At 67.1% G+C, this 24,715-nt stretch carries 21 protein-coding genes; 14 read left to right on the top strand and 7 right to left on the bottom strand.

The features are described 5' to 3' along the window. The first annotated feature begins 35 nt into the window (after nt 1-35). Together PDM29_RS03235 and PDM29_RS03230 are read left to right on the top strand one after the other, a co-directional pair. Complete coding sequence (locus PDM29_RS03235; RefSeq protein WP_125359823.1) at nt 36-584, top strand: UPF0149 family protein; 549 nt, start codon at nt 36-38, stop codon at nt 582-584. 7 nt (nt 585-591) lie between these two features. Next, nucleotides 592-1,920 carry an aminopeptidase P N-terminal domain-containing protein gene (locus PDM29_RS03230; RefSeq protein ID WP_311193711.1) on the top strand — a complete coding sequence of 443 codons (1,329 nt, stop codon included), beginning with the start codon at nt 592-594 and terminating at the stop codon, nt 1,918-1,920. Between the two features lie 604 nt (nt 1,921-2,524). Here PDM29_RS03230 and pepQ read toward each other — a convergent pair. From pepQ to rph, 7 genes are all read right to left on the bottom strand, one after another. Then, nucleotides 2,525-3,850, bottom strand: a complete 1,326-nt coding sequence (gene pepQ / locus PDM29_RS03225; protein WP_311192460.1) for a Xaa-Pro dipeptidase — start codon at nt 3,848-3,850, stop codon at nt 2,525-2,527. 82 nt (nt 3,851-3,932) lie between these two features. Beyond that, a complete protein-coding gene (locus PDM29_RS03220) occupies nt 3,933-4,286 on the bottom strand; it encodes a PilZ domain-containing protein (RefSeq protein WP_311192459.1) in 354 nt (117 codons plus the stop codon). Next, nucleotides 4,283-6,664: a DUF1631 domain-containing protein gene (locus PDM29_RS03215; protein ID WP_311192458.1), complete on the bottom strand. Its 2,382-nt coding sequence runs from the start codon at nt 6,662-6,664 to the stop codon at nt 4,283-4,285. The genes PDM29_RS03220 and PDM29_RS03215 overlap by 4 nt, the downstream gene beginning before the upstream one ends. Before the next feature lie 133 nt (nt 6,665-6,797). Further along, nucleotides 6,798-8,006, bottom strand: coding sequence for a radical SAM family heme chaperone HemW (hemW, locus tag PDM29_RS03210; protein ID WP_311192457.1), 1,209 nt, complete (start codon nt 8,004-8,006; stop codon nt 6,798-6,800). Between the two features lie 30 nt (nt 8,007-8,036). Then, complete coding sequence (gene rdgB / locus PDM29_RS03205) at nt 8,037-8,633, bottom strand: RdgB/HAM1 family non-canonical purine NTP pyrophosphatase (RefSeq protein ID WP_311192456.1); 597 nt, start codon at nt 8,631-8,633, stop codon at nt 8,037-8,039. After that, nucleotides 8,630-9,019 (bottom strand): VOC family protein, encoded by a 390-nt coding sequence (locus tag PDM29_RS03200; RefSeq protein ID WP_311192455.1) that lies wholly within the window; start codon nt 9,017-9,019, stop codon nt 8,630-8,632. The genes rdgB and PDM29_RS03200 overlap by 4 nt, the downstream gene beginning before the upstream one ends. Next, nucleotides 9,016-9,744 (bottom strand): ribonuclease PH, encoded by a 729-nt coding sequence (gene rph / locus PDM29_RS03195; RefSeq protein ID WP_311192454.1) that lies wholly within the window; start codon nt 9,742-9,744, stop codon nt 9,016-9,018. Before rph ends, PDM29_RS03200 begins: the two co-directional genes overlap by 4 nt. A gap of 121 nt (nt 9,745-9,865) precedes the next feature. On the opposite strand from rph, the gene PDM29_RS03190 reads away from it, so the two are divergent. The 12 genes from PDM29_RS03190 to PDM29_RS03135 all read left to right on the top strand — a co-directional run bounded on the left by PDM29_RS03190 (nt 9,866) and on the right by PDM29_RS03135 (nt 24,712). Further along, on the top strand, nt 9,866-10,726 hold the full coding sequence (locus tag PDM29_RS03190; RefSeq protein WP_311192453.1) for a YicC/YloC family endoribonuclease: 861 nt from the start codon (nt 9,866-9,868) through the stop codon (nt 10,724-10,726). Next, nucleotides 10,723-11,388: a guanylate kinase gene (gene gmk / locus PDM29_RS03185; RefSeq protein WP_311192452.1), complete on the top strand. Its 666-nt coding sequence runs from the start codon at nt 10,723-10,725 to the stop codon at nt 11,386-11,388. The genes PDM29_RS03190 and gmk overlap by 4 nt, the downstream gene beginning before the upstream one ends. A 112-nt stretch (nt 11,389-11,500) precedes the next feature. Next, on the top strand, nt 11,501-11,800 hold the full coding sequence (rpoZ, locus tag PDM29_RS03180) for a DNA-directed RNA polymerase subunit omega (RefSeq protein ID WP_005410877.1): 300 nt from the start codon (nt 11,501-11,503) through the stop codon (nt 11,798-11,800). A gap of 111 nt (nt 11,801-11,911) precedes the next feature. After that, nucleotides 11,912-14,071: a RelA/SpoT family protein gene (locus PDM29_RS03175; RefSeq protein ID WP_311192451.1), complete on the top strand. Its 2,160-nt coding sequence runs from the start codon at nt 11,912-11,914 to the stop codon at nt 14,069-14,071. Between the two features lie 153 nt (nt 14,072-14,224). After that, complete coding sequence (locus tag PDM29_RS03170) at nt 14,225-14,611, top strand: RidA family protein (protein WP_311192450.1); 387 nt, start codon at nt 14,225-14,227, stop codon at nt 14,609-14,611. 7 nt (nt 14,612-14,618) lie between these two features. Further along, entirely contained in the window at nt 14,619-16,730 is a 2,112-nt protein-coding gene (gene recG, locus PDM29_RS03165; RefSeq protein WP_311192449.1) for an ATP-dependent DNA helicase RecG, read from the top strand. Between the two features lie 131 nt (nt 16,731-16,861). After that, nucleotides 16,862-17,800: a nucleoside hydrolase gene (locus PDM29_RS03160; protein WP_311192448.1), complete on the top strand. Its 939-nt coding sequence runs from the start codon at nt 16,862-16,864 to the stop codon at nt 17,798-17,800. Between the two features lie 112 nt (nt 17,801-17,912). Continuing rightward, nucleotides 17,913-18,158: a type B 50S ribosomal protein L31 gene (locus tag PDM29_RS03155; protein ID WP_125362240.1), complete on the top strand. Its 246-nt coding sequence runs from the start codon at nt 17,913-17,915 to the stop codon at nt 18,156-18,158. Between the two features lie 327 nt (nt 18,159-18,485). Continuing rightward, nucleotides 18,486-19,763, top strand: a complete 1,278-nt coding sequence (locus tag PDM29_RS03150) for a citrate synthase (RefSeq protein ID WP_311192447.1) — start codon at nt 18,486-18,488, stop codon at nt 19,761-19,763. 637 nt (nt 19,764-20,400) lie between these two features. Next, nucleotides 20,401-20,913, top strand: a complete 513-nt coding sequence (locus PDM29_RS03145) for a CS1 type fimbrial major subunit (RefSeq protein ID WP_311192446.1) — start codon at nt 20,401-20,403, stop codon at nt 20,911-20,913. A 32-nt stretch (nt 20,914-20,945) separates the two neighbouring features. Continuing rightward, nucleotides 20,946-23,606 (top strand): TcfC E-set like domain-containing protein, encoded by a 2,661-nt coding sequence (locus PDM29_RS03140; protein ID WP_311192445.1) that lies wholly within the window; start codon nt 20,946-20,948, stop codon nt 23,604-23,606. Next, complete coding sequence (locus PDM29_RS03135; RefSeq protein WP_311192444.1) at nt 23,603-24,712, top strand: CfaE/CblD family pilus tip adhesin; 1,110 nt, start codon at nt 23,603-23,605, stop codon at nt 24,710-24,712. The genes PDM29_RS03140 and PDM29_RS03135 overlap by 4 nt, the downstream gene beginning before the upstream one ends. Nucleotides 24,713-24,715: the final 3 nt, after the last annotated feature.

The raw sequence follows: 24,715 nt of genomic DNA, 5'->3' as shown, positions 1-24,715 counted from the left end.
GAAGCTGCCAACCCGTAAGTGTGACCGAGCCCGAAATGACCGAACTTCCGACTGTCCAAGACGTAACCCAGGCAAGCCAGGCCCTGGGCCTGGGGGCCAGCGCGGCCGAGCTGCACGGCGGACTGTGCGGCTGGCTGTCGGCCGGCGGCGCGGCCGTGCGCGAATGGCCGGCCAAGGTGCTGGCCGACGACAGCCTGCCGGCGGCGCAGGAAGGGGACACCCTGGATGACCTGCTGACCGCGACCGTGGCCCAGCTGGAAGACCGTGATTTCGCCTTCGAGCTGCTGCTGACCGACGCCACCGACACCACCTCGCAGGCCGACGCGCTGTTCGCGTGGGCACGTGCCTTCCTGGGCGGTTTCGGGCTGGGCGCGGGCGGCAACCGCCCGGTGCTGTCTGAAGAAGGAGAAGAAGCGCTGACCGACCTGGCCAAGCTGGCCCAGGTGTCGGTGGAAGACTTCGAAAGCGGCAACGACGATGACGAAGATGCACTGGCCGAGATCGAGGAGTTCGTGCGCGTGGCGGTGCTGCTGCTGCACGGCGACTGCGTGATGGGCGCGCGTCACCGCCAGCGCCTGAACTGAGATGGATATCCAGCAGCTGACCGGAATCAGCGCGAGCGAATACAAGCACCGCCGCCAGCAGTTGATGGAGATGGCCGGCGACGACGCCATTCTGGTGCTGCCGGCCGCCTCCGAGCGGGTGCGCAGCCTGGACACGCACTATCCGTTCCGGCAGGACTCGGACTTCTGGTACCTGAGCGGCTTCCCGGAGCCGGATGCGGTGCTGGTGCTGATTCCCGGCCGCCGGCACGGCGAGGTGATCCTGTTCTGCCGCGAGCGCGACGCTGATCGCGAAGCCTGGGATGGCGCACGCGCCGGACAGGAAGGCGCGGTGACGGATTACGGCATGGACGATGCCTACCCGATCGATGACCTGGACGACATCCTGCCGGGGTTGCTGGAAGGCCGTTCGCGCGTTTACTACCACTTTGGCCGCGATGCAGACTTCGACCTGAAGCTGATCGGCTGGGTCAACCGGGTGCGCTCGCAGGTGCGGCATGGCGCGCAGCCGCCGCATGAATTCCTGGAACTGGGCCACCTGCTGCACGAGCAGCGGTTGTTCAAGTCGCCGGCGGAAGTGGCGCTGATGCAGCGTGCCGCACAGATCACCGTGCAGGCACACCGCACCGCGATGCGGGTGGCGCGCCCGGGCATGTTCGAATACGAACTGCAGGCCGACCTGGAACGCGACTTCCGCGCCAACGATGCGTGGCCGGCCTACGGCAGCATCGTCGGCGCGGGCGCGAACGCGTGCATCCTGCATTACCGCGGCAACAACGCGCGCAGCCACGACGGTGACCTGGTGTTGATTGATGCGGGCGCGGAGTTCCGTGGCTACGCCAGCGACATCACCCGAACGTTCCCGGTCAACGGTCGCTTCACCCCCGAGCAGCGTGCGATGCACGATCTGGTGGGCGCGGCGCAGGCGGCGGCACTGGCGCAGGCGCGCCCGGGCGTCGCGTACGAGGCGGGCCATCTGGCCGCAGTGCAGACCTTGACCGAAGGCCTGCTGCGACTGGGTCTGCTGAAGGGCACGTTGGAAGAGAACATCGCCCAGGGCCACTACCAGCGCTTCTACCGGCACAAGACCGGCCACTGGCTGGGCTTGGATGTGCACGACGTGGGTGATTACCGGCTGGCGGGCGACTCACGCCTGCTGGAGCCGGGCATGGTGTTCACCATCGAACCGGGTCTGTACGTGAGCGCGGATGACCAAAGCGTGGAGCCGCGCTGGCGCGGCATTGGCATCCGCACCGAGGACGACGTGCTGATCACCGACGACGGCCACCGCGTGCTGACCGAAGGCCTGGCACGCAGCGCCGATGAGATCGAAGCGGAGATGGCGGCTTCGCGCTGACCGCGTGATTGCACGATCTACGTAGAGCCGGGCTTGCCCGGCTGCTGTTGGATTCAGGCGAACAGCCGGTGGTCATCGGTTTCTGTGTTTGGGCGCACCAGGATGGGTTTGCGGGACACGCCGTGAATACATCCCTGTAGGCTCGTCAAAAACATCCATGTTTTTGACGGTCCCGCAAACCCACCCCGGCACGCCCCAGACAGTTTGCCGGTGGCCATGGAGGATCAAAAGCACGTAGTCCGCGGTGGCATCGGAAATGCCCTGGTGGGATCGGTCGACAGACGATCGCCGTGAAACGGAGAACATCCGGTAACGCATGACAATGGACAGGGACCGCCGTTGATCTTGATCTTCGGTGGCCACCGACGAACTGTCGATGGCGGTTCGGGATGGGCTGGAGGGGGCATGAGCCGCATGGATGCGGCGATTGAGCCTACAAGGACGTACTTGCGGCGTCCCCCGGAACGCCCGTCCCGCGCCGCCAAACCAGGGTCACGGTGAGCGCCGGCTGTTCGCCTGAATCCAACAGCAGCCGGGCAAGCCCGGCTCTACGTACATCGTGCAATCTGGCAATCAAGCAGTCAGGGAATCAGTCAGGCAACCATCAAGCCTCGGCGAACGCCGGGCGGGTGAGGTTGTCGGCGTCGCCTTCGGTGCACATCACTTCGTCTTCGATGCGGATGCCACCGTAGGGGCGGAAGAAGTCCACGCGGCTCCAGTCGATGCTGTCGCCGTGGCCGCGCTGCTTCACTTCGTCCAGCAGCATGTCGATGAAGTACACGCCCGGTTCGATCGTCACCACCATGCCCGGTTCCAGCGTGCGGGTCAGGCGCAGATAGGGGTGGCCCTGCGGGCGCTCGATGCGGCCGCCACGGTCGCTGGCCGCGAAGCCGGCCACGTCGTGCACCTGCAGGCCGATCAGATGACCCAGGCCGTGCGGGAAGAATGCCGCGCTCACGCCTGTTGCCAGCGCCGCTTCCGGCGACACCTTCAGCACGCCGAAGTCCTTCAGGATGCCCATCAGCGACAGATGCGCGTCCACGTGCAGCTGCTTGTAATCCACGCCCGCGCGCACGCCCGCGCACATCTGCTGCTGCGCCGCGTCCACCGCCGCGATCATCGCTTCGAATTCGTCGTGGCCCGACGCCGCGTAGGTACGGGTGATGTCACTGGCATAGCCGAGCGCGCTGGCACCAGCGTCGATCAGGAAGCTGCGCAGCGGCTGCGGCGCGGTCTTGCCCAGGTCGGTGTAATGCAGCACCGCCGCATGCTCGTTCAGGCCCACGATGTTGCCGTAGGGGAGCTCATTCGCATCCTGGCCCACCGCGCTGCAGTAAGCCATGTGGATCTCGAATTCGCTCGCCCCCGCGCGGAACGCCGCTTCCGCCGCGCGGTGGCCGCGCACGCCCAGCTGTTGCGCCTGGCGCATCAGGGCGATCTCGTACGGCGTCTTCACTGCACGATGCCAGTCCAGGTAGTGCAGCACTGCTTCCGGGTTGTTCGGCACGAACGCGCCCAGCGCGCTCTGCGGTTCGCCCAGAATCGCGCAGCGCGTCGCGTCGGCCGGCAGCAGTGCCGGCGCCTGCTCTGCAGTGCGAATGATCTCGATGTCGAAATGCTCCACCCACCAGCCACTGGGCGCGTCCGGCACCACGTGCCAGTAGTCGAACGGCTGGTGGAAAATCACCTTCGGGCGCTGCCCCGGGGTGTACACCAGCCAGCTGTTCGGCACCTTGGTCAGCGGCAGCCAGGCCTTGAAGTTCGGGTTCACCGCATACGGGTAATCGCGGTCGTCGAACATCTGGTAGTGCAGCGTGCCGCTGGGGATCACCAGGTGGTCAAATCCACCGCGCGCCAGCGCCTCGTCGGCGCGCTGGGCAAGCACGCGCACGTGATGGGAATACAGGGCGGCGAGGTCGGGCAGGGTCATTGCGGCAGCTCACAGGGCAGTGCGGATTGCAGCCCCTGATTTTGCCGCAATTGCGCCGGGTGTGCTGTGCAGGAACCGGCGCTCAGGTCGCCGAAGTCTCCTGCTCCACCCAGGCCCTCAGCAGTTCCCGGTGCTCCCTGCTCAGGGTGAGGAAGCGGAAGCCGGTCCAGAACTGGCCGGGTGCATTGCTTTCCTCGTGCCACAACAGGTGTGCGCCCACGTCCAGCGGCAACGGTTGACCACCGGGGCCAGGAATGGCGAAGCGGAACTGGAACAGCGCGTCGTCGTTCATCGGCACCGAGGCGATCATCAGCATGCCGGTTTCCGAAACGTTACCCAGCCGCCCTATGACGGCCTCGGCCATCATGTCGGTGACCGGAATCTGCTCGGTTACCTCGCGGCGACGTGCGCGGCGGGTGTTCTTGTCGTCGGTCATGCCGTTCCCTCCGCTGCCGTACCGCCGCCGCCGGCCAGCGAGCGCAGGGTGCGCAGCGTGGCCTGCCAGGCGCGGTCGATCAACCGGCTCTTGTCTTCATTGACGATGCGCGCCTGGCCGTGGGCCATCAATCGCGCCAGCCCGTCCAGTGAATGCTCGGCCACCTTCTGCCCGCGCGGGTTCACAAACAGCGCGTTGTCGGTGATCAGGCTGTACCAGGACAGGCGCTGGCGGCGCACGTCGCCCTGCTGGTTGGTGGTGAATTCAAACCAGGTGCCGAAAGGCAGCGTGCGCAGCTGCTTGTACAGTTCTTCTTCGGCGGCGCTGCGCGCCAGCGGGGCGGTCTTGCGCGGGTCATGCCCGTCGGACTGTTCGCCGAGCCGGCTGCGCGCACGCAGGCGCGCGGTCAGTTCGGTGCGCGAGCTGCTTTCGTCCTCGCCACCGGGCGTGGAAAGCCGGCGCGAAATGGCCGCGGCCTCGTCGTGGTGGTAGCCCACCTGCAGCAAGGCGGCTTCGACCTGCTGGCCGAGTTCGGCATCGGAATCGGCGCTGCCGGGAGCCTGGCAGGTGATCTCGGCAATGCGCGCGGTTTCCTGCGTGCGCTGCTGCCACTGCTCGGAACCTTCGCCGTTCCGCAGCAGGGTCAGGGTCAACACGTCCGACCAGGCCTGCTTCAGCAGCGACTGCACGAAGCGCGGCGGGGCGGCATCGGCACACAGCTGCTCGATGCTGGCCCCGGCCTGCTGCTTGGCGGATTCGAGGCGTTCCTTGCCGCGGGCCGCTTCCACATGGCGGCGCTCGGCCAGCTCGGCCTTGTGCGCCAGTGCGCGGAAGTGCTGCTGTATCTCGTCGTTGGCGGCCTCGAACACCGTCGCGTCGCCCTGGTAGTCGGTGACCACCTTGTCGACCGCACGGTCGAGCTTCTGCACCAGCTGCGGGTCGACATCTTCCTCGCCCAGCCAGTTCGCGCCGGCCTCGGCCACCGCGTTGAGCAGTTCACGCGCCGGGTGCTGGTCGCGGACGAAGAACGCCGGGTCGCTCAGCGCGGCGCGCGCGACCGGCACCTGCAGCCGGGTCAGCAGGTCCACCGCGGCGGCATCGGGCCGCACCTCGCGCTGGATCTGTCCGTACAGCATGTTCAGCAGGTCGAAGGTGTCGTTGTCCTTTACCGTCAGCGTGGCCTGCGGGCCGTGGTCGGCGCGCATCTGCGCCAGCAGGGCGTTGTGCAGGTCGGCCATGCTGCGGCGGGCGCTGGCGACCTGCGGCTGCAGCTTGGCCAGGGTGGCATGCAGGCTGGCGCTGGACAGCGCGTGGGCCGGCTCGGCGGGTGCTTCGCCGCCGGGCAGGGGGCCGGCAGCGACCGTGTCGGCCGCGCCGCCGTGCGCGTGGCGCGCTGCTTCCAGCAGTTGATGCAGTGCCGACAGTGCCGGCGCATTGAGGTCGGCTGCGCCGGCTCCGGGCGCGGGGCTGGCTGTGCCGCCCGCTGCGCCCGTTGGCGACGACGGCGCAGGTGCACCGATCACTTCCTCGGTCATCGCCGCCCAGCTGCCGGTGCTGGCCGAACCGCTCCAACCGGTCAGCGGGCGCGCCGCCGCGCCGCCGGCCTTGCGCCAGGCACCGGCCGGACCGCGCTCGGGGCCGGTGACGATGCGGCGGGTGGTGGCCGAACGGGCCAGGTAGGGCGTGTAGACCAGGCCGGGCAGGATGCCTTCGTGGGCCAGCAGGATGTTGGCGCGTTCCAGTAGTTCGCCGAGCCGCTCCAGCAGCTGGTGATCGAACACCCGGTACAGCGCCAGCTGGGTTTCCAGTCCCAGATCGAACTGTTCGCCCAGTTCGCGGGCGATCCGGCACAGCACGTAGGGGCCGAACGGCAGGTCCTCGACGTCGAACTCCGGGCCGGCGGCCAGCACGCCAAAGCGCTGGCCCAGCAACTGCAGCGCGCTGGCCGAGCGCTGCGCCTCGCGGCGCGTGATGTCGGCCAGCACGATGTCGCGGTCGATATCGGTGTCGGTGACCAGGGTGAGGGTGGTGGCGGTGACGGCAACGGGCGCGGCAGGCTCATGCCGCACACGGGGTTCGCGCAGTTTGGCCAGCGCCGTGCCCAGGGCATCCAGGAAGCGCGGCGCGAACTGCGCGTCCACTTCATGCAGGCGGCGCGACTGGGCCAGGATGTCCGCCTGGATCTGGCTGTTGCGCGCGCGCTCGGCGTCGCGGAACAGCTCGCGTTCCAGCTCAACGATGGTCAGCTTCAGCGGGTTGGCCAGGGTCTGGGCAGCCAGCGCATGCAGCGCGGCCAGCAGGCGGCGCACGCGTGGCGGTGCATCGACGCTGGCGAAGCGGCTGGTGTCGGGTGGCAATGGCGGTGCGGACGCAGACATCCGTTGTTGGTTCCGGCTCCCCTGTAGAGATACGGAATCTAACGTTTTCGCGGGTTTCCTGCCATAAGGGGTGTCCCGACGCATGGGGTTGCCGGCCAGCGGCCGGCAACCACGCAATCCCGCAATCACCGCGTCACGCCAAAAACAACTCCACCACATCATTGGTAAACCGCCGCCCCAGCTCGGTGGGCACCGCGCGTTCAGCGTCCAGCGTCATCCAGCCGCGTTCGACCGCAGTGCGCAGCGGCTCGGCGATCACCTGCCGCTCCAGCCCGGTCCGCGACTCGAAGTCCTTCAGCGCGAACCCTTCGTGCAGGCGCAGCAGGTTCAGCATGTACTCGAACGGCAGCCGCGCCGCATCGATCACGTCGTCGCCGCCAATCGAGGCGGCCGTGCCCGCGGTGTCCATGTAGGTCTGCGGATGCTTGTGCTTCCAGCGCCGCAGCACATGCTGTTCGGCTCCGGAGCTGATCTTGCCGTGCGCGCCGGCACCGATACCCAGGTAATCACCGAATCGCCAGTAATTCAGGTTGTGCGCGCTCTGCCGACCAGGGCGGGCGTAGGCGCTGACCTCGTACTGCGCATAGCCGGCGTCGGCGAGCATGCGCTGGCAGTGTTCCTGGATGTCCCACGCCGCATCGTCATCGGGAATGCCCTGCGGCGGGCGGGCGAAGAACACGGTGTTCGGTTCCAGGGTGAGCTGGTAGTGCGACACGTGGGTGGGCTGCAGGGCGAAGGCGCGTTCCAGGTCGTGCTCGGCCTGGGCCAGGGTCTGCTCCGGCAACGCATACATCAGGTCGATGTTGAAGTTGTCGTAGCCGGCGTCCTGGGCCAGCTTCACCGCGCGCTCGGCTTCGCCGCTGTCGTGGATGCGGCCCAGCCGCTTCAGCGCGTCGTCGTTGAAGGTCTGGATGCCGAAGCTGATCCGGTTCACCCCGGCCGCGCGGTAGCGGTCGAAGCGGCCGTGCTCGGCGGTGCCCGGGTTGGTTTCCAGGGTCACTTCCAGATTCGGGGCGAAGCGCAGGCGAGCTGAAGCCGCCTGCAGGAAGCGGTCGATCGCCTCGGGCGGGAACAGGCTGGGGGTGCCGCCGCCGAAGAACACGCTGTTCACCACCCGGCCCCAGACCAGCGGCAGGTCCTGGTCGAGGTCGCGGATCAGCGCGTCGATGTAGGCGTCAAAGGGCAGCTCGCCCTTGCCCGCATGCGAGTTGAAGTCGCAGTACGGGCATTTGCGCACGCACCAGGGCAGGTGCACGTACAAGGACAGCGGCGGTGGCACCAGCGACACGCCATGGTCGTGGTCGCAGTGTTCGCCCGGAAGATGGCAGTGATGGTCAGACATGATCGGTAGTGCCGGCCGCTGGCCGGCAATTCATTGAATTACGGTGGCCAGCTTCTGCTTCAACAACTGCAGCGCCTTGGCCCGATGGCTCATTGCGTTCTTCAGGTCCGGAGCCATTTCCGCCGCGGTCTGCTGCAGCACCGGGTCGAGGAACAGCGGGTTGTAGCCGAAGCCATGGCTGCCGCGCAGCTCATCAAGGATCTCGCCTTCCCAGCTGCCTTCGCAGATCAGCGGCTGCGGGTCGTTGGCATGCCGCAGCAGCACGATCACCGCGTGGAAGCGCGCGGTGCGGCGCTCAGCAGGCACATCACGCAGCGCCTCCAGCAGTTTGGCGTTGTTGGCCGCATCGTTGGTCGGGCTGCCGGCGTAGCGGGCGCTGTACAGGCCCGGGGCACCGTCCAGGGCGTCCACGATCAGGCCGGAGTCGTCAGCCAGGGCCGGCAGGCCGGTGCTGGCGCAGGCATGACGCGCCTTGATCAGTGCGTTCTCGACAAAGGTGAGGCCGGTCTCGGGCACGTCGCTGACGCCCAGGTCGCCCTGCGCCACGATCTGCAGCGGCAGGCCGGCCAGCATGGCCTGCAGTTCCTTCAGCTTGCCGGCGTTGCCGCTGGCCAGTACCAGTTTCATTGTTTCGGCTCCAGCAGGTCCCAGGTGTTGCCGTACAGGTCGCGGAACACCGCGACGGTGGCGTAGCTTTCTTCGCGCGGGGTTTCCAGAAACTCGACGCCGGCAGCGCTCATGGTGGCGTGATCGCGCCAGAAATCGTCGGTGTTCAGGAAGAAACCGACCCGGCCACCGGTCTGGTTGCCGATCCGCGACCGCTGTTCTTCGTTGCTGGCGCGGGCCAGCAGTAGCGCGGCGGCACTGCCGTCGGTCGGGCCGACCACCACCCAGCGCTTGCTGCCTTGGTCGATATCTTCCAGCAGGGCAAAGCCCAGCTTGCCCGTGTACCAGGCAATGGCCTCGTCGTAATCGGCCACCACCAGGGTGGTCAGGGCGATCCGGCGGTTCACGGCTGGGCCAGCGCGGCCTGCTGGGCCGCGAGCAGGTCGGTGCAGCCCTTTTCGGCCAGGGCCAGCAGCGCATCCAGTTCCTCGCGACGGAAGGCGTGGCCTTCGGCCGTGCCCTGCAGTTCGATGAAACCGCCGCCGTCGTTCATCACCACGTTCATGTCGGTGTCGCAGTCGCTGTCTTCGGCGTAATCCAGGTCCAGCACCGGGGTGCCGCGGTAAATGCCGACGGAAATGGCCGCGACCGCGCCGAAGATCGGGTTGCGCTTCAGTTCGCCCTTGCTGATCAGGTGATTCACCGCATCCACCAGCGCCACGTAGGCACCGGTGATGGCGGCGGTGCGGGTGCCGCCGTCGGCCTGCAACACGTCGCAGTCCAGGGTGATGGTGCGTTCGCCCAGGGCGCGGCGGTCGACGCAGGCGCGCAGCGAGCGGCCGATCAGGCGCTGGATTTCCAGGGTGCGGCCGCCCTGCTTGCCACGCGCGGCTTCGCGGTCGTTGCGGGTGTGGGTGGAGCGCGGCAGCATGCCGTATTCGGCCGTAACCCAGCCTTCGCCCTTGCCGCGCAGGAAGCCCGGCACGCGGTTCTCCACGCTGGCGGTGCACAGCACGCGGGTGTCGCCGAAGCTGACCAGTACCGAACCTTCGGCGTGGCGGGTGAAGGCGCGCTCGATGTGTACTTCGCGCAGCTGGTCGGCCTGGCGGCCGCTGGGACGGGAATCGGACATGAAAGGTTTCCGGTAGTACGTGGGATGCGGGTCCGCGCCCGGACCGGAGACCGGCGGGCGAGGAGGTCGGAAGAAGGCCTCTAGGGTACCATTCCCCCTTTGAGAGCATCGGAAACCCCGAATGATTCGAAGCATGACCGCCTATGCCGGCGGCGAGCGGGTGACCCCCTGGGGCACGCTTGGATGCGAGCTGCGCTCGGTCAACCACCGCTTCCTCGAGGTCGGCACGCGCCTGCCTGAAGAGCTGCGCGCGCTGGAACCGCAGCTGCGTGAGCGCATTGCTGCGCGCTTGAGCCGGGGCAAGCTGGACCTGGTGATGCGCCTGCGCGCGCCCGAGGCCGCCGCCAGCCTGCAGGTCAACGAAGTGCTGCTGGGCCAGCTGGGCGCGTTGGCGCACCGGCTGACCTCGGACTTCCCCAACCTGCAGGTCAGCTTCACCGAGCTGCTGCAGCTGCCGGGCGTGACCCAGGGCGAAGCCACCGATGCGCCGGCCCTGCAGACCGAGGCCCTGGCCCTGCTGGAGCAGGTGCTGGACGGGTTCGTTGCCGCGCGTGAGCGTGAAGGCGACAAGCTGGCCACCGCGATCAGCGAACGCGTTGACGCAATTGAACGCATTGCTGCCGAGGTCACCACCCTGATCCCGCAGATCCGCGACGGCCAGCGGGCCAAGCTGGCCGCGCGTCTGGCCGACCTGCCGCACCCGGTGGAGCCGGGCCGTGCCGAGCAGGAACTGGTGCTATGGCTGCAGAAGCTGGACGTGGATGAAGAACTGGACCGCCTGCGCAGCCATATCGTCGAGATCCGCCGCGTGCTCAAGCAGCGCGAGCCGGTGGGCCGCCGGCTGGATTTCCTGCTGCAGGAGTTCAACCGCGAAGCCAACACCCTGGGTTCCAAGTCGGTGGACAGCCGCACCTCCAACGCCGCGGTGGAACTGAAGGTGCTGATCGACCAGATCCGCGAACAGGTGCAGAACATCGAATGAGCCTCCAGCCCACGCCGGCCGGTGCCCCCGCACGCGGCACCCTGTATATCGTGGCCGCCCCGTCCGGGGCCGGCAAAAGCAGCATCGTCAACGCCACCCTGGCGCGTGACCCGCAGATCGCGCTGTCGATCTCGTTCACCTCGCGGGCGATGCGCCCGGGCGAGGTCAACGGCGAGCATTACCACTTTGTCAGCGCCGAGCAGTTCGAGAAGATGATCGCCGCCGGCGACTTCTTCGAGCACGCCTGGGTGCATGGCGACTGGAAGGGCACCGCCCGGCAATCGGTCGAGCCGCAGCTGGCGGCCGGCCAGGACGTGCTGCTGGAAATCGACTGGCAGGGCGCGCAGCAGGTCCGCCAGCTGGTGCCGGGCACGGTGACGGTGTTCATCCTGCCGCCGTCCAAGCAGGCCCTGCAGGACCGCATGCGCAAGCGCGGCCAGGACAGCGAGGCGGTGATCGCCCAGCGCCTGGGCGCGGCGCGTGAAGAGATGCTGCACTTCAACGACTTCGATTACGTCATCGTCAACGAGGTGTTCGACACCGCCGTGGACGAGCTGTGCGCCATTTTCACCGCCAGCCGGCTGCGTCGGGAGGCCCAGAAGGTCCGCCACGCCGGCCTGATCCAGGCCCTGCTGACCCAGGAGCCGGGCGCAACAGGTTGATTCATAAAGGGGCGCTGACCGCTTGGCTTGATTTTGTCCAGGCCCGCCCCTTACAATCCGTCCCCTTTCCCTCATTCGATTGAGCAGCCCGCACCGGCTGCCGGGAGCCCGCATGGCCCGCATCACCGTAGAAGATTGTCTGGAAGTCGTGAACAACCGTTTCGAGCTGGTCATGATGGCGTCCAAGCGCGCCCGTCAGCTGGCCAACGGCGTCCAGGCCACCCTGGACAACAGCGAAACCGAAGACAAGCCGACCGTGCTGGCGCTGCGTGAAATTGCCGCCCGCAAGATCGACAACGCCCTGATCGACGAAGTCGAGAAGGCCGAGCGCGAGCGTGCCGAACGCGAAGCGCTGGAATGGGCTGCCGCCGAAGTGGTTGCCGACGAAGACATGTCCAAGAACGACGACTGATCGATCCCGGTCCGTTTCGTTCCACGAACAGCCCGCCTTGTGCGGGCTGTTTGCGTTTTCAGGACTGTCAACAGTTTGCCGATATGCCGTTGCTGGAATAGTCTTCCAGCCATGAACCCAGGCCCCACTGCAAAGGTTGCCGCGTCCCCCGGCGCGGCCGTCCCCGACTACGTCCTCCAGCTTGAGCGCGCGGCGCATTACCTGCCGCCGGAACAGCTGCCGCTGCTGCGTCGTGCCTGGGAGGTGGGGGCGTCGGCGCATGCTGGGCAGACACGCAAATCCGGCGAACCGTACATCACCCACCCGGTGGCGGTGGCGCAGGTGCTGGCCGAGCTGGGCCTGGACGTGGAAGCGCTGATCGCGGCGATCCTGCACGACACCATCGAAGACACCCCGCTGACCCGCGAAGAACTGTCGGCCGAGTTCGGCGAGGCCGTGGCCGAGCTGGTCGACGGGGTCACCAAGCTGGACAAGCTGAAGTTCCGCGACCGCCAGGAAGCGGCGGCGGAAAGCTTCCGCAAGATGCTGCTGGCGATGTCGCGCGACCTGCGCGTGATCATGATCAAGCTGGCCGACCGCCTGCACAACATGCGCACGCTGGGCGCGCAGAGCAGCGAAGCGCGTGGCCGCATCGCCCGCGAGACGCTGGAGATCTACGCCCCCATCGCGCAGCGACTGGGCATGAGCCTGGTCAAGAGTGAACTGCAGAACCTCGGCTTCAAGGCGCTGTATCCCTGGCGCCATGCCATTCTGGAAAAGCACATCCGCAGCCAGCCGGTGGTGCGCCGCGAGGCGATGGCGCAGGTGGAGGTGCAGCTGTCGCAGCGGCTGGCCAAGGAAGGGCTGGAACATCGGCTGGTCAGCCGGATCAAAACCCCGTGGAGCATCTACAACAAGATGCGCGACGAGAACAAATCCTTCGACCAGGTCATGGATGTGTTCGGGTTCCGGCTGGTGGTGCGCAGCGTGCCCAACAGCTATCACGCGCTGGGCGCGGTGCATGCCACCTTCAAACCGCTGGACGGACGCTTCCGCGACTTCATCGCCATTCCCAAGGCCAACGGTTACCAATCGCTGCACACCGTGTTGTTCGGGCCCTATGGCTCGCCGATTGAAGTGCAGATCCGCACCGAGGAAATGGACCTGATCGCCGAGCGCGGCGTGGCCGCGCACTGGACCTATAAGTTCGGTGGCGACAGTCCCAACAGTGCACAGAGCCGGGCCCACGCCTGGATCGTGGAACTGATCGATTCGCAGCGCGCCGCCGGTTCGTCGCTGGAGTTCCTGGATAACGTGAAGGTCGACCTGTTCCCGGACGAGGTCTACCTGTTCACCCCCAAGGGCAAGATCCTGGCCTTGCCGCGCAATTCCACCGCGCTGGACTTCGCCTATGCGGTGCACACGGACGTCGGCAATACCGCCGTGGCCTCGCGCGTGGACAAGAAACTGGTGCCGCTGCGCACCAAGCTGGTCAGCGGGCAGACCGTGGAAGTGATCACCGCGCGCTCGGCCACGCCGAAGCCGCAGTGGCTGGAGTTCGTGGTGAGCAGCAAGGCGCGCACCGCCATCCGCCACCAGCTCAAGCAGCTGGAACACGAAGACGCCGTGCAGCTCGGTCACCGCATGCTGGACCGCGCGCTGGAAGCAATGGACAGCTCGCTCGAACGCCTGCCGAAGGGGCGCCTGGATGCGTTCCTGGCCGAGCACCGCTACCCGCGCCTGGAAGCCCTGCTGGCCGAGGTGGCGCTGGGCAACTGGATGCCCAACCAGGCCGCGCAGGCGCTGATGGCCTATGCCGAACTGCGCGGCGGCGCGCATTCCAAGCATTCGCAGGAAAAGATCCTGATCAACGGCAGCGAACGTGGCGTGGTCAGCTTCGCCAACTGCTGCCAGCCGATTCCCGGCGACGACATCATGGGCTACCACACCGCCGGCAAGGGCATCGTGGTGCACCGCATGGACTGTCCGAACCTGGCCGAGCTGCGCAAGTCGCCCGAACGCTGGGTGCCGATCGGCTGGGACACCACCGTGTCCGGCGATTACGACACCGCGCTGGTGGTGGAAGTGGAAAACGGCACCGGCGTGCTGGCCCAGCTGGCCGCGGCGATTGCGCAAAGCCATTCCAACATCGAACGGGTGGATTACCTGGATCGCGATTTCAATGCAGCGGTGCTGGCGTTCAACATCCAGGTCCGCGACCGCAACCACCTCGCCGAGGTCATGCGCAGATTGCGTCGGTTGTCGGTCGTCCAATCCGTCCGCCGCCAATAACGCCTGGTCCGGCACCGCGTTGACGCGCATGGCGCGTCAGTACGCCGGGACCACGTATACGTCGCGTAGTGACGCGCCATGCGCGTCAACGTGGACCGTGGTCGAAACCGATACAATTGGCGCTCTGTATTCCTGAAAACACCGGAGCACCCCATGTCCCGCCAGATCATCAACACCGAAAACGCCCCCGCCGCGATCGGTCCGTACTCGCAGGCCGTGCGCGCCGGCAACACCGTGTACTTCTCCGGCCAGATTCCGCTGGACCCGGCCACCGGCGACATCGTCGGCGTGGGTGACGTGGAAGCCCAGGCCCGCCGCGCCTTCGACAACCTCAAGGCGGTGGCCGAAGCCGCCGGCGGCTCGCTGGACCAGGTCGTGCGTCTGGGCCTGTACCTGACCGACCTGGCCGAGTTCGCCAAGGTCAACGCGGTGATGCAGGACTACTTCCAGGCTCCGTTCCCGGCCCGTTCCACCATCGAAGTCTCCGGCCTGCCCAAGGGCGCCAACTTCGAGGTCGACGCGGTGATGGTCATCGCCTGACCCTGACGTGGCACGCAAGGCAGCGGCAACTCCGGCCCTGGCACCGTCCGGCGAGGCATCGTTGTCGATGCTCGCCGGCGTCGGTCCGGCTGTGGCGGCCAAGCTGGCCGCCCGTGGTCTGCTGACGCTGCAGGACCTGTGGCTGCACCTGCCGCTGCGTTACGAAGACCGCACCGCGCTCACCCGCATCCAGGACCTGCGCAACGGCGTGCCGGCGCAGGTGGAGGGCCGGGTGGTGGCGGTGGAGCGTGGCATGCGCTTCCGGCCCATGCTGAAGGTGGCGGTTGAGGACGAAGGGCAGGGCACGCTGGTGCTGCGCTTTTTCCACTTCCGCCAGCAGCAGGTGGCGCAGTTCGCGAAAGGCACCCGGCTGCGCTGTTTCGGCACGCCCAAGGCAGGCCAGTTCGGGTTGGAGATCGTCCATCCCAGTTACCAGATCCTCGGCCAGCACGAAGAGGCCGCGCTGGGCGACAGCCTGGACCCGGTCTACCCGGCGGTGGAGGGCATCGGCCCGGCCACCCTGCGCAAGCTGATCGGTCAGACGCTGGATCGGTTGCCCGACGAAGCTACGCTGGAGCTGCTACCCGCCGGCTGGCTTGATGGCCTGGCGCTGCCTTCGCTGCGCAGCGCATTGCTCACCGTGCATCGCCCGCCGCCGGATGCGGATCTATCCGCATTGGCAGCCGGTCGTCATCCGGCACAGCGGCGGCTGGCCATCGAAGAGCTGCTGGCCCATCACCTCAGCCTGCGCCGCCAGCGCATGGCACTGCAGGCGCACCATGCGCCGTCGCTGCGTGGCAACGGCGCGCTGGTGGAGCAGCTGCGCAGCAGCCTGCCGTTCGCGCTGACCGGTGCGCAACAACGCGTGTTCGAGCAGATCCGCAAGGATCTGGCCAAGGCTCATCCGATGCTGCGTCTGGTACAGGGCGACGTGGGCTCCGGCAAAACCGTGGTGGCCGCACTGGCGGCAATGCTGGCGGTGGAGCGGGGCAAGCAGGTCGCGCTGGCCGCGCCCACCGAACTGCTGGCCGAGCAGCATCTGAACAATCTGCGCGGCTGGCTGGAGCCGCTCGGCGTGCGCACCGCGTGGCTGGCCGGCAAGGTTACTGGGAAGGCGCGTGCCAAGGTGCTGGCCGACGTCGCCTCGGGCGAGGCGCAGGTGGTGGTGGGAACGCATGCACTGATGCAGGAAGCGGTGGTGTTCGCCGACCTTGCCCTGGCCATCGTCGACGAGCAGCACCGATTCGGCGTGCACCAGCGGCTGGCGCTGCGCGACAAGGGGGCCGATGGACGCAGTGTGCCGCACCAGCTGGTGATGACCGCCACACCGATTCCGCGCACGCTGGCGATGTCCGAGTACGCCGACCTGGACGTGTCGGCGATTGACGAATTGCCGCCGGGACGCACGCCCGTGCAGACCGTCGCGCTGAACAATGATCGTCGTCCCGAATTGATCGAGCGCATCGCGCTGGCCTGCCAGGAAGGCCGTCAGGTCTACTGGGTGTGCACGCTGATCGAGGAAAGCGAAGAGCTGGATGCCACCCCGGCACAGGCCACCTTCGAGTCGCTGCAGGCGCTGCTGCCCGGCGTGCGCGTGGGGCTGGTGCACGGGCGCATGAAGGCGGCCGAAAAGCTGGCCACGATGGTCGCGTTCAAGGCCGGGCAGATCGATCTGCTGGTGGCCACCACCGTGATTGAAGTGGGTGTGGACGTGCCGAATGCCTCGCTGATGATCATCGAGAATGCCGAACGCCTGGGCCTGGCCCAGCTGCACCAGCTGCGTGGCCGGGTCGGGCGCGGCTCGGCGGTGTCGCGCTGCGTGCTGCTGTATCAGGCCCCACTGTCGCAGATGGCACGCGAGCGGCTGGAGACCATGCGCCAGACCAATGACGGCTTCCTGATTGCCGAGAAGGATCTGGAACTGCGCGGCCCCGGTGAACTGCTCGGCACCCGCCAGACCGGCCTGGCGGCGTTCCGCATGGCCGACCTGGCGCGAGACGCGGACATGTTGCCGGGCGTGCATGCGCTGGCCGAGCGGTTGTTGGCCGAGCAGCCGGTGGTGGCCGATCGAGTGGTACAGCGATGGATCGGCAGCGCGGTGAGATTCGCGTCCGCATAGCGGACGAATCACGACCAACGGTCGTGATCCACCGGTAGGTCACGACCGTTGGTCGTGACCCCCGATATCCCCTTCTTGTATTTGTCACGCCAGGGTGAGACAGTCCCTTGCCGCTAGAAAAGACGGCAATGATGACCAAGAAGATTCCGCTGTTGATCGACACCGATCCGGGTGTCGACGATGCCCTGGCCCTGTTGATGGCCTTTGCCGATGACCGCCACGACATCGTGGGTCTGACCATCGCCGCCGGCAATGTAGGCCTGGACCACACCGTCCGCAACGCCCTGAAGCTGTGTGAAGTGGCAGGCCGTGAAGACGTGCCCGTGTTCGCCGGTACCCCCGACCCGCTGATCCACCCCTCGGTGGATGCCGCCCACGTGCACGGTGCCGATGGCTTCGGCGATGTGAACCTGCCGCCGGCTGCACGCCAGGCCGAGGCCGAGCACGCCGCGCTGGCGATCCTGCGCCTGTCGCACCAGTACGCCGGCGAGCTGTTCCTGGTGGCACTGGGTCCGCTGACCAACCTGGCGCTGGCCCTGAAGCTGGACCCGACCCTGCCGCAGCGCGTGAAGCGCTTCCTGGTGATGGGCGGGGCGGTCACCTGCCACGGCAACATCACCCCGGCCGCCGAATTCAACATCGCCTTCGACCCGGAAGCGGCGCACGTGGTGTTCACCCAGTTCCCGCAGATCGAAGTGGCCGACTGGGAAGCCACCGTCGCCCACGGCCTGCTGCACAAGGATGTCGAGCAGTGGCTGGCAGCCGACACCGACAAGGCGCGCTTCTATGAGCTGATCTCGCGCCAGACCCGCCTGTGGTCGGAAGACAGCCGCGGTGAGCGCTGGTTCGCCGCCGATGCGCTGGCCATGGCCTGGGCGCTGCAGCCCGACGGCGCGCTGCGGGTCGAATCGCGCCCGCTGAACGTGGAACTGGCCGGGGTGCACACCCGCGGTGCTACCATTGTCGACTGGAACCGCCAGACCGGGCAGCCGGACAACACCCAGCTGCTGATGGCCTACGACCAGGGGCGCTTTGAAGCCCAGGTCCGGGCCGCGCTCGGGGTTTCCTGAAGGCCCATGCGGCCGTCTTCACATTGAGCGGACCTCCGGCTTGCCCCCAGGGCGGGCCGGCGGTTATAATGCCGCTCTTGCGTTTTCCCATTTCTTTTTTACGGTGTGCCTCATGAAGGACGATATCCATCCGAACTACCGTGACGTGGTCTTCCATGACGTCACCTCCGATTTCAAGATCCTGACCCGCTCGACCATGGGCACGAAGGAAACCATCAAGTGGGAAGACGGTAACGAATACCCGCTGGTCAAGGTGGAAATCTCCTCCGCCTCGCACCCGTTCTACACGGGCCAGCACAAGGTCATCGACACCAGCGGCCGCATCGACAAGTTCAACCGCCGTTTCGGCAAGAACTGATCTGCGCCGCGGGGTACGCCCTGCGTCCCCCACGAAAACAACGGTCGCTTCGGCGGCCGTTGTTTTTTTTTGCAACCCTGCTGGAATATGAACGTAGATTCATAAATTGCGCCGGGGCCCGGAACGCAGTGTCCGTATCGACCCCCTCAAGCCCTGTCGCACCTCGCTGCGCGGGCGTTTGCGCCCCCTCCATCTACGACTTCAGTCCTAGGGCGTGGGAAATGTTGCTGTGCGATAATGTCGTGATCCACAGCACAGGTTGTGGACTTCCTTCACGTGCCTGACCCATGCGCTTGGGCGGGCGCCTTCCCCTGAGGAGCGCACACAGTGTCCGATCTTGATCAGGTCACGCTCAACGCCGGCGACAAGTCGGTTGTTCTGCCCGTCATCAAACCCACGCTCGGTAACGATTGCGTCGATATCTCGAAGCTGACCAAGGAAACCGGTCTCTTCACTTACGACTCCGGTTTCACCGCCACCGCCAGCTGCAAGTCCGCCATCACCTATATCGACGGTGACAAGGGCGTGCTGCTGTACCGCGGCTACCCGATCGAACAGCTCTCGGAAAAGTCGAGCTACGTCGAAGTGGTCTACCTGCTGATCAATGGCGAGCGTCCGAGCGCCGAGCAGCTGAAGGCCTTCACCGACGAGCTGGCCGCTGAAGCCAACGTCGATGCCTCGATCAACGCCCTGATCGGCAGCTTCGACAAGGATGCCCACCCGATGGCCATCCTGGCCGCTGCGATCGCGCAGCTGTCGGCCAAGTACCACGCTTCGCTGGACCTGGCTGACGCCGAGCAGCGCCGCAAGGCCGCTGTGCGCCTGATCGCCAAGGTGCCGACCCTGTCGGCGCTGATCTACCGTCATGGCAAGGGCCTGCCGGCCAACAAGCCCGACACCTCGCTGGATTACGTCAGCCGCTTCCTGAAGCAGACCTTCGAATCGGCCGATGGCCAGTACGAACTGAACCAGGACGTGGTCAAGGCGCTCGACCTGCTGTTCATCCTGCACGCCGACCACGAACAGAACGCCTCGACCTCGACCGTGCGTCTGGTCGGTTCGACCGGTGCCAACCCGTATGCCTCGGTCGCCGCTGGCGTCACCGCGCTGTGGGGTCCGGCCCACGGCGGTGCAAACGAAGCCGTGCTGAAGATGCTGGAAGAGATCGGCTCGGCCGACAACGTGGAATCGGCCGTGCTGAAGGCCAAGGACAAGACCTCGGGCTTCCGCCTGATGGGCTTCGGCCACCGCGTGTACAAGAACTTCGATCCGCGCGCCAAGGTGATCGGTGAGATGACCAGCAAGGTCCTGACCCAGCTGGGCGTGCAGGATCCGCTGCTGGACGTGGCCGTGAAGCTGGAACAGGCCGCGCTGCAGGACGACTACTTCGTCGCCCGCAAGCTGTATCCGAACGTCGACTTCTACAGCGGCATCATCTACAAGGCGCTGCAGATCCCGACCGAAATGTTCACCGTCATGTTCGCCTTGGGCCGTACGTCCGGCTGGGTGGCACATTGGCTGGAACAGCAGGTCGACCCGGAAATGAAGATCGGCCGTCCGCGCCAGGTCTACACCGGCCACGACGTGCGCGACTACCAGGCCTGATCGCCCGGCAGCATCGCTCCAAAAAACGCCCCCGATTCCGGGGGCGTTTTTTTTGGCGCGAAATGCCTGCGCTCACGGGTGCCCGTGTTTGGGCCGGTCGGGATGGGTTTGCGGGACACGCCGTGAATACGTCCTTGTAGGCTCGTCAAAAACATCCATGTTTTTGACGGTCCCGCCAACCCATCCCGACCGGCCCCCGACAGATAACCGGTGACCACAGAACATCAAAAGCACGTGGCCCCGGTAGCGTCGGTCGACAGACGACGGCTCGGAAACAATCAACACCCGGTAACGCATGACCGCGAAACAACGTCGGCCGTTGCCATTGCCGTTGCCCTTCGTTCCGCCTTACGGAATGCATGAGGGGGAGGCCGACAGGTAGCCCCCGGAGGGACGCTCCAAAACATGGATGTTTTGGAGCAGCCCCCATGGATGGGTTCACGGCGTGTCCCGGAGCGGGGCTGCCTGTCGGCCTCCCCGCACGTAAAAGCCAAAACGCTGCACTTCGCGATATGAAGAACACACCATCGGATTGCTTGCGTTTCGCCCACACGCACCCGTGCTTTAGGAACGTTTGAATACGGCACGCGGCTCAACTTGCCGAACATGCGCGTCCACTTCTTCTGGAACGCCATGCATGAACCGCATCATCAAGCAGACCGTCGCCGCACTCGCCCTGTGCACCGCTGCCATCTCCGTGCACGCGGCCGAAGCACACGTCACCGTGTGGGCCAACGTTGACCCCACCTTGTCACTGCTCAAGGCCGATGGCAGCGCGCTGCCCGATGCAGTGCAACTGCCGTATCGCGCCGGGCAGGGGCTGAGCAGCTGGACCGAGCGCGTGCGCATCTTCTCCAACGACACCACGCTGGATGTCGATGTGCGGTTGGCCGAACCTGCCGTGCTGGTGCCACGCGTTGCCGCTGCGGGCGCGGTCGATGTGCCGTTGCGGGTCACCCTCAACGGGCGCGAACTCGGTGTGGCTCCGATTGATTTCACCGCCGATCAGTTGTTCCTGGGGGCCATTCCCGGTGCGTCCATCGAAATGCCGCTGACCGTTGCACAGGCGGTGCCCGGCCCGATCAGCGCGGCAGGTCTGTATGACGGCCCGGTCAGCCTGGTGCTGGCGCAGAAAGCCGGCAGCCTGTAAGTCGTCGGTGACGCGCCGGCCGCTGCTGGCCGGTGCGTCCATTCGTTGCCATGCGCATCTGCCTGCCCGTACTGCCGTTGCTTGGACTGACCCTGCTGCTGATTGCGCGGTCGGCGGCAGCGCAGCGCCTGCCTCCTGGATTCGAAGACCTCGCCGGCGGGCATGCCGAGCGTCTCGAAGTGCGTGCGTTCGGACGCTCTGCCGGATTGTGGCCGGTGTGGGTGACGCTGGATCACGTCCAGATCGAGCAGCCTGCGCAGGTGCTTGCCGCACTCGGCCTCACCGACGAAGCGCAGGCGGAGTTGCTGTCCGCGTTGACCGCGCCGTTGCCGCGCGACAGCCAGTTGGCCTGTCTGCATGCGCAGCCGCAGCCCGGTTGCGGCTGGCGCGCGCCGCCGGATGACGTGACTGCGGTGACCGCCATTTTTGATGAGGCTGAAAGCGTGCTGCTGTTGTTTCCTTCATCGCATTGGCTGCCGCAGGACGCGGCGCGCGCGCGTTTCCACCAGGCCGCCGAGCAGGCGCGCAATGCGCTGCTGTACCAGCAGACCCTGCATCTGAGCAGGAGTGAGCGCGAACTGGCCTTCAACCTGCACGGGCGCGCCGCCCAGGGCGTGGGCAGCGCCGGGCATCTGGGCGGTAGCTGGAACCATGCGCGCTGGCGCGCGGCCGGTAATGCGGTGCAGGCGCGCACCGATGTTGACGAGCTGTACTACCGGCACGATCTCGGCGCGAGCCACTACCTGCAGCTTGGCCGCATCGACCGTCGCAATCTGTCCAGTCCGCTTGGTGGCCAGTTCGGGTTGGGGCTGTTGCCGCTGGGGCGCATGCAGGGCATGCGTGCCGGTACCACCCTGGCCTACCTGGATACCGATGCACTGGGCGACGCGGTGCCGGTGAGCGTGCTGCTGGGGCGCGACGCGCGCGTCGACGTCTTCGACGGCGAACGCCTGCTGCAGACCTTCTACCTGCCGGCGGGGGCGAGCACGCTGGACACGCGCCTGTTTCCTCCCGGCAGCTACCTGCTGACCCTGCGCATCCATGAGGACGGCCGCTTCGTGCGTAGCGAAACCGTCCCGTTCCAACGCAGCAGCGGCACGTGGTACCCCGCGCTGCAATGGTTCGTGCAGGGCGGCCGGCAGCGCGAGCTGGGCCCATCGGGACATGGGTCCCCTGTGCTGCAGGCCGGGGTGCGGATTCCTCTGGCGGCCAGCACCAGTATTGGCCTGGGCGCGTCGCACTTTGATGGTGTTGCCGCACACGAACTGCGCGTGGGGCTGCGACGCGGCTGGGATGCGGTCGACCTGCATGCCGATCTTGGTCTGATCGCAGCCAGCGATGGCGGGCAGGGCGGGCAGGTGCAGCTGAGCGTGCGTCACCGGGTGGCCTGGAACCTCCATCACCAGCGCATGCGCGGCGATGCCTGCGCCCACCGAAGCAGCTCGGGCCGTGCAGGTTGCGTGGATGCGACCAGTGCCTCGGCGTCACTCCCGCTACTCGGCGGCAGCCTGCACCTGGGCTACACGCAGCGTCGCAGCGCGCTGCCGCTGAGCGAACCCGGCGAGTGGGGCGTCCCAGGCAGCACCCGCAGCCTGCAGGCCAACTACACCCGCACCCGGGCCTGGCGTGGCCTGAGTGTGGGCACGCGTGCAGGCGTCTGGCACCAGCGCAGCACCGACCGGCGGTTGGCCAGCGCGGACCGCGGCATGCAGTTCAGCATCAACCTCGCCCGGCTGGACAACGCAGGGGGCCGCGTGCGCCTGCAACGCGCAGGTGCCGAACTGCGGCAGCGCAGCGGCCACACGCCCGACCGTCAGCTGCGACTGGGGCAGACCTGGTGCCAGGGGCAGGACGACAGCGCCCGTGCGATCAGCACCGAGCTGAGCCTGCGGCCGGGCGATGCGCACCACGCGCTGGTCAGCGGCGACCTGCGCAGGCCGTGGGGGCGGGGTGGGGCGACCGCGGCGTACACCCGCACGGCAGGGCACACGGGTGCTTCCTGGAGCGCACACCACAGCACGGCGCTGGCCGTGTCCTCGCAGGGGCTCTACTGGGGAGCCGCCGACGGGGCCGATGCCGGGGTGGTGGTGGCGGTGGATGCCGAGGTCGATGCCGATCAGGCGCTGCATGGTCCTGCCGCCGAGGTGCAGGCCGGAGCTCGTGGTCAACTGACTGTGCGCGTCGGTGAGCGCCGCCTGTTGCCGGTCGATGGCTACCAGCGGCACCCGGTGCGTGTGCAGGACGCCAGCGCGGCGACGGCGGCTGCGCTGCGCGCATCAATCGACGCTACCGAACTGCAGCCGTTCCTGCTGCCGGGTCGGCTGATGCTGGTACCGGTGTCGGTGGCGGCCACCCATGCCTACCTGGGCAGTGCCCGCGACGAGGCCGGAAGCGTGCTGGCGGGTGCATCTATCCTCAACGCGGCGGTACCCGCACTGGGCCTTCAAGGCGAATTCCTGGCCGAGTTCGAGCAGCGTCATGCCACGCTGTATCTGCTGCAGGGTGAGCGTCTGCTGCAGTGTCCGCTGCAGGTGCGCGAACACCGCGCCGGACTGCGGCGGGTGGGGGCAGTGACCTGCACTCCTGTCACGGCGGTGCAACTGCCGGCGGCCATTGCGTCACAACCTCACGTACAGCGCCTGCTGTCGGCGGGCCGCCTCTCGACGGCAGGCAATGCAGCGGGAGCGCCATGAGCGGGCGCGCCGGAGTGCTGTTGCTGATGTTGCTGCTGCCTGCGTGGGCACTGGCCCAGCGCCCACCGGTCACCGTGCCGCCCGGTGGCATCACTACGGTCAGCCTGCAGCACGGCTTCGACCGGTCAGCACCGGAGCCGCTGCAGTTATGGGCACCGCGCACCGTGCTCGGCTATGACGAAGTCGCGCGCGGCTACGGCCGTTTGCATGTGACCTGCAGTGAAGATCCCGCACATGGGCGTTGCCCGCAGGCCGATACCGGACAGGGGCCGGTCGGCCCGGCCACGCTGCGCATGGACTTCCTCGAACAACGCAGTGGGCAGCGCATCACAGTGGGACTCATCGGCGCGCTGGAGCGGATCGAATGGGAGCGGACCTGCAGCGACGATTACTGGGACAAAGCGGTGTTTCCGCTGTGGACGTCCGCGAACCGCGACTGTCACATCGCACCGGCCGGCACGGCGGCAACGCTGCGCCTGGACAGCGCAGACATCGTCCAGCTGGTGGCCGGGCGCTGGCACGGCGAGCTGCATCTGGACCTGCGCCATGCGGGCGGGGCGCTGATCGGACGCGTGGTGTTCGTGCTGGCGATCACCGTCACCGATCATGCGCGGGCCACCCTGCACCTGCCCGCGTTCGGGGCGTCCAACGGGCGGGTGCAGCTGCCGCTCGACTATCGGCCGCACCCGTTGCCGGGCAGCATCGGTGGCAGTGCCACGCTGGATCTGTGCCTGTATGACGGCACCGGCGCGCACAGCCCGCGGCTGCTGCTGGGTGCCTACGACAGCGGACCGGTGCAATCGGAGCACTTCTCCATCTGGCACGACAGTGGCGGCAGCACGGAGCTGGGCCGCATCGATTACCAGCTGCGACTTCGTCATGGCGGGCGCGAGCTGGCCCTGGGCAACCGCGCAGAGGTGGCACTGGACGGCCTGGACAGCGCGCCGCTGCGGGCGGTGACCCTGCCGGGCCTGCCGTACCCGGTGTACTGCGTGCCGATGGTGATGACCCTGCATGTGCCGCGCGTGCCGGCAGCCAGCAAGCGCCATGGCCACTACCAGGGAGCCCTGGTGCTGCGCATGCGCCTGCCCACCCGACGACCCTGACCT

Source organism: Stenotrophomonas oahuensis (genome assembly GCF_031834595.1).
GTDB classification, from domain to species: domain Bacteria; phylum Pseudomonadota; class Gammaproteobacteria; order Xanthomonadales; family Xanthomonadaceae; genus Stenotrophomonas; species Stenotrophomonas oahuensis.
The sequence above is the reverse complement of the archived record's forward strand: the minus strand, read 5'-3'. Positions and strand labels throughout refer to the sequence as shown.

Coding starts and splice junctions, on each gene's coding strand:
- PDM29_RS03235 (WP_125359823.1), top strand. CDS start 36: ATGACCGAACTTCCGACTGTCCAAGACGTAACCCAGGCAAGCCAGGCC.
- pepQ (WP_311192460.1), bottom strand. CDS start 3,850: ATGACCCTGCCCGACCTCGCCGCCCTGTATTCCCATCACGTGCGCGTG.
- PDM29_RS03220 (WP_311192459.1), bottom strand. CDS start 4,286: ATGACCGACGACAAGAACACCCGCCGCGCACGTCGCCGCGAGGTAACC.
- PDM29_RS03215 (WP_311192458.1), bottom strand. CDS start 6,664: ATGTCTGCGTCCGCACCGCCATTGCCACCCGACACCAGCCGCTTCGCC.
- hemW (WP_311192457.1), bottom strand. CDS start 8,006: ATGTCTGACCATCACTGCCATCTTCCGGGCGAACACTGCGACCACGAC.
- rdgB (WP_311192456.1), bottom strand. CDS start 8,633: ATGAAACTGGTACTGGCCAGCGGCAACGCCGGCAAGCTGAAGGAACTG.
- rph (WP_311192454.1), bottom strand. CDS start 9,744: ATGTCCGATTCCCGTCCCAGCGGCCGCCAGGCCGACCAGCTGCGCGAA.
- PDM29_RS03190 (WP_311192453.1), top strand. CDS start 9,866: ATGATTCGAAGCATGACCGCCTATGCCGGCGGCGAGCGGGTGACCCCC.
- gmk (WP_311192452.1), top strand. CDS start 10,723: ATGAGCCTCCAGCCCACGCCGGCCGGTGCCCCCGCACGCGGCACCCTG.
- rpoZ (WP_005410877.1), top strand. CDS start 11,501: ATGGCCCGCATCACCGTAGAAGATTGTCTGGAAGTCGTGAACAACCGT.
- PDM29_RS03175 (WP_311192451.1), top strand. CDS start 11,912: ATGAACCCAGGCCCCACTGCAAAGGTTGCCGCGTCCCCCGGCGCGGCC.
- PDM29_RS03170 (WP_311192450.1), top strand. CDS start 14,225: ATGTCCCGCCAGATCATCAACACCGAAAACGCCCCCGCCGCGATCGGT.
- PDM29_RS03160 (WP_311192448.1), top strand. CDS start 16,862: ATGACCAAGAAGATTCCGCTGTTGATCGACACCGATCCGGGTGTCGAC.
- PDM29_RS03155 (WP_125362240.1), top strand. CDS start 17,913: ATGAAGGACGATATCCATCCGAACTACCGTGACGTGGTCTTCCATGAC.
- PDM29_RS03145 (WP_311192446.1), top strand. CDS start 20,401: ATGAACCGCATCATCAAGCAGACCGTCGCCGCACTCGCCCTGTGCACC.
- PDM29_RS03135 (WP_311192444.1), top strand. CDS start 23,603: ATGAGCGGGCGCGCCGGAGTGCTGTTGCTGATGTTGCTGCTGCCTGCG.